The organism is Streptomyces sp. NPDC060366 (genome assembly GCF_042725135.1).
GTDB lineage: Bacteria > Actinomycetota > Actinomycetes > Streptomycetales > Streptomycetaceae > Streptomyces.
Genome location: NZ_JBHXDC010000002.1, coordinates 721,681 through 738,678, shown reverse-complemented (window position 1 = coordinate 738,678; position 16,998 = coordinate 721,681). Strand labels below are relative to the sequence as shown.

General features: G+C 70.6%; 13 protein-coding genes. 8 read left to right on the top strand and 5 right to left on the bottom strand.

Translation table 11 applies throughout. The annotated features are described in order from the left end of the window. Window positions 1-40 precede the first annotated feature (40 nt). From ACFWHU_RS07965 to ACFWHU_RS07945, 5 genes are all read left to right on the top strand, one after another. Window positions 41-400, top strand: a complete 360-nt coding sequence (locus tag ACFWHU_RS07965; RefSeq protein WP_387224353.1) for a CU044_2847 family protein — start codon at window positions 41-43, stop codon at window positions 398-400. Then, a complete protein-coding gene (locus tag ACFWHU_RS07960; protein ID WP_387224352.1) occupies window positions 397-1,458 on the top strand; it encodes a serine protease in 1,062 nt (353 codons plus the stop codon). The genes ACFWHU_RS07965 and ACFWHU_RS07960 overlap by 4 nt, the downstream gene beginning before the upstream one ends. Beyond that, entirely contained in the window at window positions 1,455-2,426 is a 972-nt protein-coding gene (locus ACFWHU_RS07955) for a hypothetical protein (RefSeq protein WP_387224351.1), read from the top strand. Before ACFWHU_RS07960 ends, ACFWHU_RS07955 begins: the two co-directional genes overlap by 4 nt. Window positions 2,427-2,985: 559 nt before the next feature. Beyond that, complete coding sequence (locus ACFWHU_RS07950) at window positions 2,986-5,502, top strand: PQQ-dependent sugar dehydrogenase (RefSeq protein WP_387224350.1); 2,517 nt, start codon at window positions 2,986-2,988, stop codon at window positions 5,500-5,502. Beyond that, window positions 5,499-7,688 carry a ThuA domain-containing protein gene (locus ACFWHU_RS07945; protein WP_387224349.1) on the top strand — a complete coding sequence of 730 codons (2,190 nt, stop codon included), beginning with the start codon at window positions 5,499-5,501 and terminating at the stop codon, window positions 7,686-7,688. Before ACFWHU_RS07950 ends, ACFWHU_RS07945 begins: the two co-directional genes overlap by 4 nt. A 115-nt stretch (window positions 7,689-7,803) precedes the next feature. Here ACFWHU_RS07945 and ACFWHU_RS07940 read toward each other — a convergent pair whose 3' ends face one another. The 3 genes from ACFWHU_RS07940 to ACFWHU_RS07930 all read right to left on the bottom strand — a co-directional run bounded on the left by ACFWHU_RS07940 (window position 7,804) and on the right by ACFWHU_RS07930 (window position 11,248). Next, window positions 7,804-9,270, bottom strand: coding sequence for a GAF domain-containing protein (locus ACFWHU_RS07940; protein ID WP_385795328.1), 1,467 nt, complete (start codon window positions 9,268-9,270; stop codon window positions 7,804-7,806). A gap of 157 nt (window positions 9,271-9,427) precedes the next feature. Continuing rightward, a complete protein-coding gene (locus tag ACFWHU_RS07935) occupies window positions 9,428-10,471 on the bottom strand; it encodes a rod shape-determining protein (protein WP_385794955.1) in 1,044 nt (347 codons plus the stop codon). Window positions 10,472-10,654: 183 nt separating this feature from the next. Continuing rightward, entirely contained in the window at window positions 10,655-11,248 is a 594-nt protein-coding gene (locus ACFWHU_RS07930; protein ID WP_387224348.1) for a hypothetical protein, read from the bottom strand. A 121-nt stretch (window positions 11,249-11,369) separates the two neighbouring features. Between ACFWHU_RS07930 and ACFWHU_RS07925 the strand changes: the two genes are divergently transcribed. Beyond that, a complete protein-coding gene (locus ACFWHU_RS07925) occupies window positions 11,370-12,110 on the top strand; it encodes a hypothetical protein (protein ID WP_385794951.1) in 741 nt (246 codons plus the stop codon). 15 nt (window positions 12,111-12,125) lie between these two features. Here ACFWHU_RS07925 and ACFWHU_RS07920 read toward each other — a convergent pair whose 3' ends face one another. After that, window positions 12,126-12,563, bottom strand: a complete 438-nt coding sequence (locus ACFWHU_RS07920; protein WP_387224347.1) for a MarR family winged helix-turn-helix transcriptional regulator — start codon at window positions 12,561-12,563, stop codon at window positions 12,126-12,128. A 159-nt stretch (window positions 12,564-12,722) separates the two neighbouring features. On the opposite strand from ACFWHU_RS07920, the gene ACFWHU_RS07915 reads away from it, so the two are divergent. After that, window positions 12,723-13,742 (top strand): NADP-dependent oxidoreductase, encoded by a 1,020-nt coding sequence (locus ACFWHU_RS07915; protein ID WP_385794946.1) that lies wholly within the window; start codon window positions 12,723-12,725, stop codon window positions 13,740-13,742. Window positions 13,743-13,822: 80 nt separating this feature from the next. Then, entirely contained in the window at window positions 13,823-14,251 is a 429-nt protein-coding gene (locus ACFWHU_RS07910; protein ID WP_387224346.1) for an organic hydroperoxide resistance protein, read from the top strand. 98 nt (window positions 14,252-14,349) lie between these two features. Here the strand turns inward: ACFWHU_RS07910 and ACFWHU_RS07905 are convergent, their stop codons facing one another. Beyond that, entirely contained in the window at window positions 14,350-16,926 is a 2,577-nt protein-coding gene (locus tag ACFWHU_RS07905; RefSeq protein WP_385794942.1) for a M14 family zinc carboxypeptidase, read from the bottom strand. Between the last annotated feature and the right edge of the window lie 72 nt (window positions 16,927-16,998).

Here is a 16,998-nt window from a genome sequence, read left to right as displayed (position 1 = left end):
TCTAGCGTCCGGGCAGCACGCCTTCCCGAGGAGAGCATTCATGGCAGATCTGATCCGATTCGGCCTCATCGACAACGAGTCGGTGGTGGTCGAAGTGGCGACCGAGGGCGACGCCGTCAGTCACGTCAATCGCCGAAGAGGCTCGGTTTCCGACGTCGATCAGCAGTTCACCCGCCGTCTGGACGGTGTGCGGACAGCGGTGGAAGCGGCGCTCAGCACCTTGCGGGACGGGCTCGCCCCTGCGGAGACCAAAGTGACCTTCGGGGTGAAGTTCACGGCGGAGGCAGGAGCGGTGATCGCGAAGGCATCCACCGAGGGGCATCTCACCGTGGAGATGACCTGGGGCAGCGGAAGAACCTGTGACCCCTCGGCCGGGACACCGCCCGGAGCGGCCCGATGAGCACCGTGCCGCCGTGGCTCCTCCAAGTGAGCACGCCGGACAGCCTGTCGGTCGAGGGAGCTGCCTTCCTTGTCACCGCCACCCAGGCACTGACCTGCGCCCACGTGGTCAGAGGGCTGCCGCAGGTGCGGGTGCGTGCGTCCGGTGAGCCGTATCGGGAGTGGGACGGGCTGACCAAGATCGTCGCGGACGGCAGAACCGACATCTACGAAAGGGACCACCGGCCGGGGGCCGACATCGCGCTCATCAACCTGCCCGATCCACCACGGCATCTGACCCCCGCTCCACTGGGTCCACCGACCGGCCTCCCGCCGGGCACGGAACTCGGAGCGTTCGGATTCCCCGGTGACAATCCGCTCACGCTCGGCCTCTGGGCCGAAATCCGCGTCAGCCGACCGGACTTCACCGGCGAGTGCTATCAGGTGGACTCGCTGACGGGGCACGGCCCGGCCATCTCCCCGGGCTTCAGCGGCGGCCCGGCCGTTGATTCCCGCGGCCGGGTGGTCGGCATGGTTACGGCGGCCAGGCGGCACACCGCCTGGATCATCCCCCTCACCACGCTGGCTGCCCACTGGCAACCCCTCGCCTCCCTCGTCGCCCGACCGGACCCCGAGCCCGGCACCCGCGAACTCCGGCAGGGGGTCCGCGAACTGGGCCACGGCGAGTACGACCGTGCGGCCGAACTGCTCGCCCGCGCAGTCGACTCGCTCGACAACGCCGACTCCCACTACTACCTCGCGCTGGCCTGGCTGCGAGGCCGGGGCCCGCACGCCCAGTTCACCGAACGACTGGCCGCCGTCACCCGCCGCGCCCACCGCGCGCTGGCCAGGGAACCGGACAGCCCGCACACGGCGGCGCTGCTCACCCTTCTCGCCGACGACGGGCATCTGCCTTACGAGGACATGGGCACAGGCGTGCCTCTCGACCAGCTCCGTGCGCGGGCGCGGAACTGCTCCCCGGAGCACGCGGCCGAGCTGAGCACCCACTGCCCCGCGCCGCACTCCCCGACCTGGCACCACTTGGCCCGACTCGGCAGGACAACGGAGACGACCTCATGACCATGCCGTACGACTACAGGGCGGAGCGGGTACGGAAGTACTTCGTCCCGACTCCGCCCCGACCCACACCCGAAGGTGTCCAAGGCCCGCTCAGCTGGGGCCTGGTGGGCATCGTGTTCGCACTGGCCGGTCTGCCGCCCCTGATGGGCGGCGAGGTCCTGATCGGTCTGCTCCTGGTGGCCGGCGGCGGGTTCGGAGGCTGGCACCAACTGCGCGAGTTCAGCAGCAGGAGGTGGTCGAACCGGCAGGATCTGAAACGCTTCGAGCGTGCGTACGCCGCGGCGGAACCCAAGGCGACCGACGACCAGATGAACGAATGGCTCGACGAATCCCTCGGGCTCGTCGCGCACGAGGGACTGAGCCGCCTCGGTCTGACGCGGGACGACCTCCCCCCGGTCAAGAATCTGCCGAACAGGCATCTCCCCCTGATCGGGATGCCCTCGCACGGACGGGTGTCGTTCGCCAAAGGCGCGGATCGGGTACTGCGGTGCAGCGCGTACCACGTCGCCATCATCTACTTCACCAAGTGGAAGCTCTGCGTCGTGGAGGTGGAGCTCGACATGGCCACCGGGTCGTTCATCGGCGAGTCCATTCAGGAGTTCCTCTACAAGGACATCAACACCCTCGGCGTCCGGAGCGACCGGGTCTCCCTTCCGGACCCGACATCGGTCGGCGTCGCCGTTGGCGTGTCCGCCGAGGGGCACCGCGTCCTCAACACACCTGCCCCACCGGGGCGGTCCGCCCCGCCGAGATGGCACAGCGTCACCAGGCAGGAGATCCGCTTCGGCGTCGCGGGAGACCACTTCTCGATCGCCGTCGGCATCGATTCAAGAGAGACGAGCGGGCCCAGTGTCGTCGGCCGGCCCGGCAACACCGTGGACGCGGCGGTCGCCCTGATCCGGCAGATGCTGTACGAGTACGGATCCCGCGGAAAGGGCGGCCCCGGCAGCACCGACGATCCGGCCTGATCGCGAAGACGGGCCCCACGGGCGGTTGCCCGCCGAGGGGCCGGGGGCAGGACCGGGAACCAGGTCGAGTCCCCGGAGACGGCTCCGCGTTGACCGTCCGAGTGCCGGCGCCGACGCCTCCCCGGCGTCGGCCTCCGCGCGTTACAGCGGCGTTTCCGTAACCCCGGCGAATTTGTTCAGTCACACAACACTGTCCGAAAGGTGGGCAGTTGCCGGTACCTCGCCCGCGAAGATCGACCGAGCAACGCGGCAGGCCAAGGCCGGTCTACGCGGGGCGAGTTCGGCCTCACGCGCGCACGCGGGGCTCCGCCGGAATGGCCGACGGCAATTTTGACACGACCTTGACAAATTAATTCGGCGTTGCCAGCATGCAACTCGCTCGGACTGTGGACATGGCTCCCGGTCGAACGCACGGCATCCCCCCGCGTACCGAACCGCGTCATCTCCGCACACCCCGGCATCACCCCCCGCACCGGTCCCGCACCACCAGCACGGCAGCAAAGCGCGACGGCGCGCGCCTTGCCTGACGCACCCCACCTCTGGTCAGGAAGGGAATTTCATGTCACGACGCCCACCAGCGTGGTCCAGAATTTTCGCGGCGCTCACCCTCGTACTCTCCGCAGGGCTCACCGCCGCTCCCGCGGCCGTCGCGCACCCCGGTCACCCGGAGCACGAAGCCGCCGAGATCCCGGCATCGGACTACCAGCAGGTACAACTCGCCCTCGGTGGTTCCGAACTGGGCGAGGCCATGTCGCTGGCCGTCCTGCCCGACCGCTCGGTCGTGCACACCGCGAGGGACGGTACGGTCCGCCTCACCGACGCCGCCGGCAACACCAGGACATCGGGCAAGCTCGACGTCTACACGCACGACGAGGAAGGTCTCCAGGGAGTCGCGGCCGACCCGAACTTCCAGAGCAACCGGTATCTGTACCTGTACTACTCGCCCAAGCTGAACACGCCGGGCGGCGACGCCCCGGTGACGGGCAGCGCCGCCGACTTCGAGCCGTGGAAGGGGCACCTGAACCTGTCCCGTTTCACGCTCAAGACGGACGGCACCCTCGACGCCGCGAGCGAGAAGGTCGTGCTCGAAGTCCCCAACGACCGTGGCCAGTGCTGCCACGTCGGCGGGGACATCGACTTCGACGCGCAGGGCAACCTCTACCTGACCACGGGCGACGACACGAACCCGTTCGAGTCGGCCGGTTACTCGCCCATCGACGAACGCACGGACCGCAACCCGCAGTTCGACGCCCAGCGCTCCTCGGGCAACACCAACGACCTGCGTGGCAAGGTCCTGCGGATCAAGCCCACGGCCGACGGCGGCTACACCGTCCCGTCCGGCAACCTCTTCGCCCCGGGTACGGCGCAGACGCGTCCCGAGATCTACGCGATGGGCTTCCGCAACCCGTTCCGGATGTCCGTCGACAAGGCCACCGGCATCGTCTACCTCGGCGACTACGGACCCGACTCCGGCTCCACGAGCGCGGACCGGGGCCCCAGCGGTCAGGTCGAGTTCAACCGCATCACCGAGGCCGGCAACTTCGGCTGGCCGTACTGCACCGGCTCCAACACCGCCACGGAGACGTACGGCGAGTGGGCGTTCCCGAACGGTCCCTCCGCCGGCAAGTACGACTGCGCGGGCGGCGCCACCAACAACTCCCTCCACAACACCGGGCAGAGCAAGCTCCCGCCGGCCGAGGCCGCCTGGATCCGGTACTCCGGTGACGCGGGATCCCCGCCCGAGTTCGGCAGCGGCTCCGAATCGCCCATGGGCGGACCGGTCTACAACTACGACGCGGGTCTCGACTCCGCCGTGAAGTTCCCCGAGTCCCTCGACGGCCGCTTCTTCGCCGGCGAGTACGGCCGCAAGTGGATCAAGGCCATCGAGGTCGAGGCCGACGGTTCGCCCGGCGTCATCGAGAACTTCCCGTGGACCGGCACCCAGGTGATGGACCAGGCGTTCGGCCCCGACGGGGCGCTGTACGTCCTGGACTACGGCACCGGCTCCAACAACCAGGCCCTGTACCGCGTCGAATACCTCGCCGGCAGCAACCGCAGCCCGGTCGCCAAGGCCGCCGCCGACAAGACGTCCGGCCCGACACCGCTCGCGGTCTCCTTCTCCTCCGGGGGAAGCGCCGACCCCGAGGGCGGAGCGCTCAGCTACGCCTGGGACTTCGGTGACGGCGCGAAGTCCACCGACGCCAACCCGAGCCACACCTACACCGAGGCGGGCACCTACCGGCCGACGCTCACGGTCACCGACCCGGAGGGCCTGACCGGCTCCGCCAGCCTCGTGGTGACGGCGGGCAACACCGCGCCCACCGTCACGCTGACGACGCCCACCGACGGCGAACTCTTCTCGTGGGGTGACAGCGTCCCGTTCAGCGTGACGGTCAGCGACCCCGAGGACGGCACCATCGACTGCGCCAAGGTCAAGGTGACGTATCTGCTGGGCCACGACGAGCACCGGCACCAGATCACCTCGAAGAACGGCTGCACCGGCACCATCGACGTCCCCGTCGACGGTGAGCACGACACCGCCGCCAACATCTACGGGGTCTTCGACGCCGAGTACACCGACGCCGGCGGTCTGACCACGCACAGCGACAGCATCCTCCAGCCGCGCCACCGGCAGGGCGAGCACTTCGGCGCCCAGTCCGGCATCGAGGTCGCGGCCCACGGCAACGCCGAGGGCGGCGTCACGGTCGGCTTCACCGACAACGGCGACTGGGTCTCCTTCAAGCCGTACGCGGTGGACAACGCGACCAGCGTCTCGGCGCGCGTCGCGTCCGGCGGCGTCGGCGGCACGCTCGAAATACGGGCCGGGTCGGCGACCGGCACACTGCTCGGCTCGGTGGCCGTCGCCCCGACCGGCGGCTGGGAGAACTTCGAGGACGTCACCACCGACATCTCCAACGCCCCCGGCGGGACGACGGAGTTGTTCCTCGTCTTCAAGGGCCCGACGGGCCAGGGCAACCTCTTCGACCTGGACGCCTTCACCTTCTCCACGGGTGCGGCGGCCAAGGCCGGCAAGGGCGCCGGGGCGGCCGAATCCGTGAAGGGAGCAGGCCGATGAGACATCGCATCGCCCGGCGAATGCGGCACGTGTCCTGCGTACTGGCCGTCGCGCTCGGGGCCGCGTTCCTGGCGCCCACCGGTGCTTCGGCGAAGGCGGCGGCCGACCCGTACGAGGTGCTCGTCTTCTCCAAGACGGCGGGCTTCCGGCACGACTCGATCCCGGTCGGCATCGAGACGATCCGAGATCTCGGCGCGGCCAACGAGTTCACCGTCACGGCGACCGAGGACAGCGGCGCCTTCACCACGGCCAACCTCGCGAACTACGAGGCGGTCGTCTTCCTCAGCACCACCGGTGATGTGCTCAACGGCGCGCAGCAGACCGCGCTGAAGTCGTACGTCGACGGGGGCGGGGGCTACGTCGGCGTCCACGCGGCGGCCGACACCGAGTACGAATGGCCCCAGTACGAGGGCCTGGTCGGCGCCTGGTTCAAGAGCCACCCCGCGATCCAGCAGGCGACGATCGAGAACGAGGACCGGACCCACCCCGCCACCTCGCACCTGGACCCGACCTGGACCAGGACCGACGAGTGGTACAACTACCGCACCAATCCGCGGAAAAGCGTGCACGTGCTCCAGAGCCTGGACGAATCCACCTACAGCGGTGGGGAGATGGGCGAGGACCACCCGATCACCTGGTGCGACGAACAGGCCGCAGGCCGGTCCTTCTACACCGGGCTCGGCCACACCCGGGAGTCGTACGCCGATCCCGCCTTCCGGCAGATACTGCTCGGCGGCATCCAGTACGCCTCCGGCGCGGTCGACGCCGACTGTTCATCGGGCGGCGGCGAGGACCCGGGTCCGGGGCCGGCGACCGTGGAGGGTGAGGCGTACACCTCGGGCTCGGGCGTGGAGCGCGCGAACCACGGCTCGGCGAGCGGCGGCCAGACCCTCGGCCACATCGAGAACGGTGACTGGGCCGGGTACTCCCAGGTCCGGACCGACGGTGCCACGAAATTCACCGCCGACGTCTCGTCGGCGGGCGCGGGCGGCACCGTCGAGATCCGCTCGGGATCGGCCACCGGCACACTGCTCGGGTCGGTCGACATCGAGCCGACCGGTGGTTGGGAGACCTTCACCGAGGTCTCCACGACACTGACCGCCACCGGGACGGGCGCGCTGTTCCTGCGCTTCACCGGGGGAGCGGGCGCGCTGTTCGACATCGACAGTTTCACCCTGTCCGGCGCGGCCGAGGAGCCCAAGGCCGAGGGCTCGTCGAACGTGCACCTCTTCTACTACCCGTGGTACGGCACCCCCGAGATCAACGGCAGCTGGCGGCACTGGCAGCAGGGCGGCCAGAACCCGCCCGAGGACGTCGGCGCCGACCTCTACCCGAAGCTCGGCGCCTACGACTCCGGTGACTTCACCGGTGCCGTCGAACAGCACATGAAGTGGATCAAACAGTCGGGCGTCAACGTCCTGGTCTACAGCTGGTGGGGCCAGGGCAGTTACGAGGACGGTCTGGTCGAGGGCGTGATGGACGCGGCCCAGCGCCACGGCATCAAGGTCGCCTGGCACCTGGAGCCGTACAGCGGCCGCAGCGGCGCGTCGACCGTGGACGACATCAACTACATCAACGACAACTACGGCGACCACCCGGCGTACTTCCGGGACGCGGAGCGTAACGACAGCAACGCGTTCTACGTCTTCCAGAGCCTCGACGTGCCCGACTGGTCGGCGCTGGACCAGGTGACCGACAACAACATCGTCCTGGCCCAGACCACCGACACCTCGAAGATCGCGCACTTCAACGGTATCTACACCTACGACGGCATCGCCGGCGCCACCGCTCCCGGCTGGAAGAACGCCGGGGACTACGCGCGGGCCAACGATCTGGTCTGGGCGCCGTCGGTGGCACCCGGCTACATCGACGACCGCGCGGTGCCCGGCAACACCACGCCCACCCTGGGCAGGGACAACGGCGCCGCGTACGACAAGCAGTGGAACAACGCGCTGGACCCGGCCATCGGCGGATCGCCCACCTGGGTGTCCGTCACCTCCTTCAACGAGTGGCACGAGGGAAGCTCGATCGAACCCGCGTCGGGCAACCCGCCGGCCGGTCACGGCTACCAGACCTTCTCGGGCGCGTACGGGAAGACCGGGGCCGACGCCGAGACGGCGTATCTCGACCGGACGCGGCACTGGGTGAACCAGTTCGAGGCGGCGCGAGCGGCCAAGCTGCGGTGAGAGCGGCCCGTGCCGGGTGCCGAACACCCCGGTCCGGGCGATGAAGCAGCGGGCCCGGTACGGCGAACCTGCCGTACCGGGCCTCCTGTTGTGCCCCGGCGGCCCCGGTCCGCCCCTACCGCGCCGTCTCCCAGATCACCGACGTGTCCTCCTCGCCCTCCGCGCGCTCCCCGTCGTCCGAGACCACCAGCCGCACCCCGTCCCGGCCGTCCGGCAGCCGGGCCGTCGCGTCGACCTCCACATCGATCGACGCCACCCCGGCCCGACGGTGCGCGGCGGCCAGCGCGCCGCGCAGCGCGGCCAGCAGTCCGGTGTGCAGTGTGTCTTCCACGAGGGTGTCCACCGCCCCCGTGAAGTGCACGGACGGCTGGAACCCCAGCAGGGCGGCGGCGCCCGCCGTCTCGCGCAGCACCTTGCCGCGCAGGCTCGTCGGCGCGTCGGCGGGTGGCTGCTGGAGGGCGAAGATCGTCGTCCGTACCTCCTGGATCGTGGAGTCCAGCTCGTCCACGGCATGGCCGAGCAGATCGGACAACTCCCCCTCGCCCGCTCGCCGGCGCGTCGACTCCAGCATCATCTCGGTGGCGAACAGCCGCTGTACGACCAGATCGTGCAGGTCACGGGCGATCCGGTCGCGGTCCTCGAAGACCGCCAGCCGCTCCCGGTTGTGCTGGGCGTCCGCCAGGACCAGCGCCAGCGCGGCCTGGGAGGCGAACTGCGTTGCCAGCAGCCGCTCCACGGCGGTGTACGGGCGCCCGCCGCGCTTGCGCGGGAGGGCGAGCGTGCCGATCAGCCGGCCGCCGCTCTGGAGCGGCAGCATCATGCTGGGCCCGAAGCGGGTCCGGACGTGGGTGGTCATCCGGGGGTCGGTCGCCGAGTCGTCGATGTACACCGGTTCGCCGCTGAGGAGCTGTACGAGTACGGGCGAGCCGGGCGCGATGTTCGTACCGACGATGTCGCCGGGGTCGTCCAGCGCCGAGGCGGCGACGATCTCCATGCCGCCCTCGTCGGTGGGCAGGAGCACCACCCCGGCGGCGGCTCCGGCCAGGATCCGCGCCGACTCCGCCAGCGTGGTCAGCGCGTCCGCCGCGCTCTCGCCGCTCAGCAGCGCGGTCGTGACGGCGGCGGCGCCCTCGATCCACCGCTCGCGCTGGCGGGCGGTTCCGTACAGGCGCGCGTTGCCGATCGCGATCCCGGCCTGTGAGGCGAGCACCCGCAGCAGGGCCAGGTCCTCCTCGGTGAAGGGGCCGTGCCGCTTGCGGGCGAGACAGAGGTGGCCGAGTACGTCGTTGTGGACCCGGACGGGCACGCCGAGGCTCAGGGAGCTGCCGGGGTGGCCGAGCAGACCGGTGTGTCCGGTGGGGAGCCGGGTGATACGACGGCGCTCGTCGTCACTGAGCCCGACGGAGAAGAGTTCGGCGATACGGCTCCGGCCGCGGTCGGGCCCTCGGCCGTGGGCGGGGCCGGCGAGCGCGAGTGCGCCGTAGCGCGCGTCGGTGAGGTCGGCGGCGCTGTCGACGACGTGCTGGAGGGTGGCGGCCAGCTCGCCCTCGGTCCCGACGTTGAGGACGGCGTCGAGCAGCATGGGCAGCCGGGGGGTCTTCGAGGCGCGCCCGTGGCCGGGCCCTTCCGGGTCGCCGTCCCGGTCGTCCTCGCCGTCCCGGTCGTCCCCGTCCTCCTGCTCGCCCTCGCCCGCACCCTCGTACTCGCTGTCGTCCGGCCGTCCGCCGCCCGCCGTCACGTCACTCGGCGTGCGCCAGCGGATCGAGCACCAAGGGCTGGATCTTCCCGTCCAGCATCGCCCCGAGCCCGAGGATCGCGCAGACGTCGGGCCGCTCGGCGATGTGCACCGGCATGCCCGTCGCGTCACGCAGCATCTGGTCGAGGCCGGGCAGCAGCGCGCTGCCGCCGACCATCATGATCCCGGTGTCGGCGAGATCGGCGACCAGGTCCGGCGGGCAGTCGCGCAGCACCTTGCCGATGCCGTCGAGCACGGCGGTGAGCGGGGTGTGGATGGCCTGCCGTACGGCGGCGGTGTCCACGACGACCGACCGGGCGAGCCCCGTCGCCACGTCACGGCCGTGGATCTCCGTCGAGGTGGGGCCGTCGGGGCTGATGCCGTTGCCGCGCAGTGCGAGCTGGAGCGGCCGGACGGACTGGCTCGGCAGCATCAACTCGTGCTGGTGGCGCAGGTGCTGGATGACCGCGTGGTCGATGGCGTTGCCGCCGACCGGGACCCGCTGGGCCGTCACGATCGACCCCAGCGACAGCACGGCGACCTGGGTGGTCGCCGCACCGCACACCATGATCATGGTGGCGGTCGGCTCCTCCACCGGCAGCCCGCAGCCGACGGCCGCGGCGATGAGCGTGTCGACCAGCTCGACCCGGCGGGCCCCGAGACCCACCAGGGTCTCGATCGCCGCGCGCTGGGCCAGCGGGTCGCTGTCGTGGGGGGTGCACGCCGCCGCCCGCAGCCGGGGCTTCCTGCGCAGCTGGCGGCGGAGCTTCTCACCGAGGAGATGGCGCAGCATCCGCTGGGCCATGTCGATGTCCACGACGGTGCCGCCGGACACGGGGCGGGTGACGCGGATGTAGTCCGGCGTACGGCCCGTCATCTGCTCGGCCAGGGCGCCGACGGCGATGAGCGCGCCGCTGCGGGTGTTCACCGCGGCGACGCTCGGCTCGTCCACGACGAGCCCGGCTCCCTTCACAAAGACCCGGGTCCTGGCGGCCCCGAGATCGACGGCGACATGGCAACGGCGCAACTGCTCAAGGCTGACGGTCACGGCGGGTTCTTCTCCCGGGAGCGCTGAGGTGGATCACCGGCGGGCGGCCGGCCCTCTTCGCATCGTGGGCGCGCCGGGGGCCGGCCGCGCGCTGGGATGCGCCGGTCGGGGTACGGGGCCGACACCACGCCAGGGCCTGCCCTGACGCCCCACCAGAAGCGTTCCGCCCGGACGCGCCCGCCCTCAGGTCCTCGGCGACCAGCGCTGGAGCAGGCCCCAGGTGAACTCCGCGACGCACGGCCCCGTCCCCGGCACGTCGAACGCGAGACCCCAGCGGGTCGGCGCCGTACCCTCCATCGGTCTGGCCGGCGCGAACGCGCGGGCGACCTCGTCGACCGTGCAGGACCAGGGGCGCAGATCACCGGCCGTACGCAGCTCGGGGCCCGGCTCGCCGGGCGCGCGCACCAGCCACTCGTTCCACACACCGCCGCCCGGCGCCGCGGTCACCTCGAAGCGCAGCGCGGGCCAGAGCGGAACGGGCCACAGCAGCACCTCGCACGCCAGATCGCCGACCTGCCGGGGGAACGTCTCCTCCGGCGCGCCCAGCACCGAGCGGTAGCGCGACAGTGTGCCGCGGGCGCGGGGGGAGCGGACCATGGCCTGCCACCGGCGGTTGGCCTCCCGCATCTCGCCCAGCGAGGCGCCCAGTTCGTGCCGGGCGTCCTCGACCAGACCGGGCTGGTGGTCGGCCATCCGGCGCAGCAGTACGAGCTGGAAGTCGCGCGGCCCGAAAGGCCGGGAGGTTCCACCGGCTCCGGCGGATGTCGTGGCATTCATAGCGACATCGTGCACCTTCGGGGCAGGTCGGGCGGCGGATTGGTGGAAGGGCCGATTCCACACAGGATCTTCACGTCGCAGGTGCCCGCATCGGCGCCGGTCGGATTATCTTCAGGGCGCCATGGACTACTGCCATCACTGCCAGCGGCACCTCAACGGCGCCCTGGCGTGCGCGGGGTGCGGTACGCCCGCCGAGGAGCTACGGCTCCACGACCCCGTTCCGCACGAGGCGGAGGTGGTCCTCGCCACGCGCGAATACGACCGGGAGCCCGCCCTGGGCCCGCGCCGTCAGCGCGGCTCACGCAAGCGCAAGGTGTCCCGGCGCGAGCGCCGCGAGATGCGCGCCGAGCGCGGTTCGCACCGGCGCAAAGGCCGGGCCGTCCTGCTCACCGTGATGGGTCTCGTCCTGGCGGTCGGCGCGCTGAGCCTGGCCGAGCTGGCGCTGGAGTCCGGCGGCGACGGTGACGCCACCTCCGTACAGGAGGACAGGGCCATCGACCTGGACGGCGGGCCGCCCCCGCCGGGCCCGAAGGAACCCAAGGATCCCGGCCCGGTGGAAGGCACCCCCTCCGAGTCCACCGGCTCCGCGCGCCCCGGCGGAAACGGTTCGCCGGACCCCTCGGCGACGGGTGAGGGGACAGGGGCTGGATCCGGGTCGTCGGACGAGGAGTCCCCGGCGCCGACGGATTCGGCCGGGCCGAGCGACGGGCCGAACCCCAGCGACTCGCCCGGCCCCACGGACTCCACCGGCCCCTCGGGCACTCCGGGGCGGCCGAATCAGCCGCCGCCTCCGGCGCCCACGCCGACACCGACGCCGACGCCGACGAAAGAAGAGTGCGTCCTGTTGATCTTCTGCTTCTGAGGGCAGGCGCGGCGATCACTGCCCGGCGTCGTCCCCCAGCATCCGCCGCAGCAGATCCCGCAGCACCGTCCGCTCGTCCACCGACAGGTCCGCGAGCGGTTCCCGTGCGAAGTTCAGCCCGTCCCGGAGCTGCCGCGCGGTCTCGCGCCCCTTCTCGGTGGGCGCCGCGAGCTTCACCCGGCGGTCCGAGGGGTCCGGGCGCCGCTCCACCAGACCGCGTGACTCCAGCCGGTCCACGATCCCCGTGACATTCGACGGCTCGCACTTCAGCTTCCGCGCGATCCGGCGCATGGGCATGGGCTGAATGGACAGCAGCCCCAGCACGCGCGCCTGCGCGCCGGTGAGCGAGTGCTCCGCGGCGGCGTGGTCGTACTCCTCGTAGTAGCGGGCCACGACCGTGCCGATGAGTCCGACGACTTCGAGGGTCAAGGGGTCCGAGTGCTCAGTGGCCATACGTGCCAGGATACCCATTTACTTGACAACATGAAATATCTAGGAGCATGGTTGTTTCAGGTAGTGAAGCTTTCCCGTGAAACCTGAGCGCCTGAGCACCCGAGCGTCCGAACGCCCGAGCAGCACCCGAGACCCGCAACCCGAGGAGACATCGCACCCATGACCGCTCTTCCCGCGTCCGGCCGCGAATGGCATCTCGTCGCCCGCCCGCACGGCTGGCCGAAGGCCGAGGACCTCGCCCTGCGTGAGGTCCCGGTGACCGAGCCGGGCGAGGGCAGGATCCTCGTCCGCAACAAGCACTTCTCGGTCGACCCGTACATGCGCGGCCGGATGAACGACGTGAAGTCTTACGCCCCGCCGTACAAGCTCGACCACCCCATGGACGGCGGGGCCGTCGGCGAGGTCGTCGCCTCGAACGCGGACGGGTTCGCGGTCGGTGACCATGTGCTGCACGGCCTCGGCTGGCGTCAGTACGCGCAGGTGCCGGCCCAGTACGCGGTCAAGGTCGACGCCTCGATCGCACCGCTCAGCGCCTACCTCGGCGTCCTCGGTATGCCGGGCCTCACCGCCTACGCCGGACTCTTCGAGGTTGCCTCCTTCAAGGAGGGCGACACCGTGTTCGTCTCCGGCGCCGCGGGCGCCGTCGGCAGCCAGGTCGGCCAACTCGCCCGGATCAAGGGCGCGTCGCGGGTCATAGGCTCGGCCGGATCCGACGACAAGGTCAAGCTTCTTGTGGAGGAGTACGGCTTCGACGCCGCCTTCAACTACAAGAGCGGTGGTTCGGTCAAGGAGCAGCTCAAGGAGGCCGCGCCCGACGGCATCGACGTCTACTTCGACAACGTCGGCGGTGAGCACCTGGAAGCCGCGATCTCCTCGTTCAACCTGCACGGCCGCGCCACCATCTGCGGAATGATCTCGCTGTACAACAGCACCGAGGCCGCCCCCGCCCCGCGCAACCTCGCCCAGGTCATCGGCAAGCGGCTGCGCCTCCAGGGCATGCTCGTGGGCGATCACCAGGCCCTCCAGCCGCGGTTCGTCAAGGACGTGGCCGGCTGGCTCGCCTCCGGCGAGCTGAAGTACCGGGAGACCTCCGTGGAAGGCATCGAGAACGGCTTCGACGCCTTCCTCGGTCTGCTCCGCGGCGAGAACACCGGAAAGATGATCGTCACCCTCAACTGACGCCCAGCCGTTAGGCTCGTGCGAGGCCGTCGCGGTCCGTGGGCGCGAGCCGCGGCGTACAAGAAGAAGGACACCCCCGAATGACCATCCAGAAGATCGACACCCTCTACACCGCTGTCGCCACCGCGGAGAACGGCCGTGACGGCCGGGTCTCCACGGACGACGGCCAGCTCGACGTCGTCGTCAACCCGCCCAAGTCGATGGGTGGCAGCGGCGCCGGCACGAACCCGGAGCAGCTCTTCGCCGCCGGTTACAGCGCCTGCTTCCAGGGCGCGCTCGGTGTCGTCGCCCGCAAGGAGAAGGCGGACGTATCCGGCTCGACCGTGACCGCCAGGGTCAGCATCGGCAAGTCCGAGGCCGGTGGCTTCGGACTTGAGGTCGAGCTGGAGGCGTCCATCCCGAACGTGGACGCCGCCACCGCGAAGGACCTGCTGGAGAAGGCGCACCAGGTGTGCCCGTACTCCAACGCCACGCGCGGCAACATCAAGGTCGAGCTGTCCGTCGTCTGACCGGCGACGGCGGGCACGACCGCCCCGTACGTACGGAAGGCCGCACCCCACGAGCGGGGTGCGGCCTTCCGCATGGACAGGTGTGACGAACGCGCCTCCTACGGAAGGCGGTTCAGCAGCGCCCGGCCGACCTGGGCGAACGCGCCCTTCGGGTGGTCACGGAACAGCGGCTCGGTGCCGAACAGCGTGACCGGCGCACCGGCCGCCGCCGTACCGCTCACGATCGCCGCCTGACCCGCCGCGGCCAGCGGACCGCCCGCGCCGTCAGTGCTGCCATCGTCTCCACGCCAGTGGCCCGAGACGAGCGGGTTGCCGCCTCCGTACGACTGCTCGGTGCGTACACCCTTGCCGAGGGCGGTGTACCAGATCGGCGAGTAGACGAACGAGTGGGGCTGGGTGCCACCGGTGACCGGTCCGGGCGTGTTGACCACCCGCACCACGCCGTTGGCGTTCCCGTTGCCCCGCACCGGTGTGGCCGGCAGCAGACCGGCCTCGGTGTTGAACGTCGCTCCACCGGAGCCCAGCGCCACCACGGGCGCGCCACCGGCGAGGAATTCACCGAGCGCGGCGCGGGCGGTCTCGTTCAGCGAGCGGTGGCTGAGTCCCGTCGACACGTACAGCGCGTCGGCCTTCGACCAGTCGAAGCCCGCGTTCGCCGTCGCCGTCGACACGGGCAGCACCTCGAAGCCCATCTCGCGCAGCGCGAACAGCTCGCCCGAGTTCACGGCCGCGGCGACCGTCGTACGCCGCAGCGCCGCGACGCCCTTGTCCTTCGTGGCGGCGAAGACGACGCCGTACCGGTCGGCCAGGATCTCGGCCTTCTTACGGGCCGACGACGGCACGATCGCCGCCCCGTCCGCCGTCCGGCGCACCTTCACGTCCTGCGCGAGCAGCGAGTTGAGGGCGGCGAACTCCTTCGGGTCGTCCAGCCGCAGCTTCAGGTCGCCGCCGCGGGCCACCGAGCCGACGGGCGACGCGGCGTCGACCTCGCGGCCGGAGAAGTTCAGCGAGCCACGCTGGACCTTGGTGACGTTCGCGCCCCACAGCAGCCCGAGGCTCCAGCCCGAGATGTCGTACATCGACGACACGTCGGCGCTGATGTCCCGGCCCTCGTCCAGGATGACGTTGGCGAGACCGCGCTTGGCCTGCTCCATGTCGACCACGTACGAACCGGCCGGATACGTGCGGCCCGCCAGCTTGAAGCTCTTACGGGCCTGCTCGACCTTGACGTCGTTGGCGATCAGATGGTCGACGAGCCGCGCGGCGGCCGACGCCGAACGCTGGCCGTCGCCGGCCGGAATCACGTACGCGCGGGGGAAGTCGGTCGTGTAGATGTCCTCCGGACCGATGCCGGGCACACCGGGCACCGTCTCCTCGGAGATGACCCGCTGCTTCTCGCCCGCGACACCGCGCCGGAACGTCTCGATCTGGTCGGCTATCAGCGTCTTGCGGTTGTCCAGCGCGAAGTCGAGCGTGGAGCGCATCGCCGCGCCCGCGACATCGGTGTTGATCGCGGACCTGCGGCGCAACTCCTCGACGGGCAGGTTGTTGTAGTCGTTGTTGTTGACCCGCATCGGGATCTCGATGGTGTGCGAGGCGACCGTGCCCTGGAACGCCATGTACTGCGGCGTGAAGATCGGCGGCCAGTCGTCCCAGCCCTCCTCCTGGTCACGGAAGGGGATGACGGGCGGCTGCACGCCGTCCTTCTCGGCGGTGTAGCCGAGGTCGTTGACGGCCTCCTCCATACCGAGGGCGTTGGCGTAGGAGTTCTTGAGGAACAGGTCGTACTCGTAGTTCTCGCCGTGCGGCGGCGTCGTCGGCTCGATGAGCGTGCCGTTGACGTATCCGTGGAGATCGAGCATGACCGCGGGCTGCTTGTCGACGGCTATCTGCCGTATCGCGCGCGCCTCCGGCTGCGAGGCGGTGATGAAGTCCCGGTTGAGGTCGATGCCGTTGCCGTTGGCGCGTGTTCCGGCGATCCGGCCGTCCGGGTTGGCCGTGACGTTGAGAATGATCCGGCTCGTGGACAGCAGCTTCTTCGTACGGCTGTCCTTGGCCTTCGCCAGCTCCTCGATGAGCTTCAGGGCGGCGTCGGTGCCCTCCCACTCATTGCCGTGGATGTTGTTGTTGATGAAGACCGGGGTCTTGTAACTCTCCTTGATGCGCTTGTCCTTGGCGGCCGACGCGGGGGAGTTCTCGATGCGCTCACGCATCCGCTCCTGCTCGGCGGCCTCCTTCGCGCTCTCCGGCGCCGTGACCGTGACGAGATACAGGTCGTGTCCGCCGGCCGACCGGCCCGTGACCTCGACACTGACCCGATTGCCCAGCTCCTGGAGGGCGTTGAGACGCGGTGCGAGCGCGTGGTACGGCGCCAGGCCCAGCTTGATGGACTTGTCCGCCGGGTTCTCGGGCAGCGTGGCCAGGACGTTGCGGCGCGGGTAGCCGCCGTCCTTGCGCAGACCGAGCGAGGTCTTGCCCACCGAGGAGAGGGCCGCGGCGCCGGCCGACGGCAGCGCGGACGAGGCCACGCGGGAGTCCGTGGTGCCGCCGTCCCTCACCGGGTGCGACGACCGGCCGTCGTCGGCGCCGGGCACGGCGAGCGCGGGCAGCGGTGCGAGCATCAGGGCCGCGGTGGCCGTGGCGGTGGCGAGCAGAACGGGTCTGGGCATCCCCATGCGGATGTACCTCCGGGTCGTGCGGGGGGCGATCGTTCGGTTCAATAGGCAGGTCATACCGGTTGAACGTGT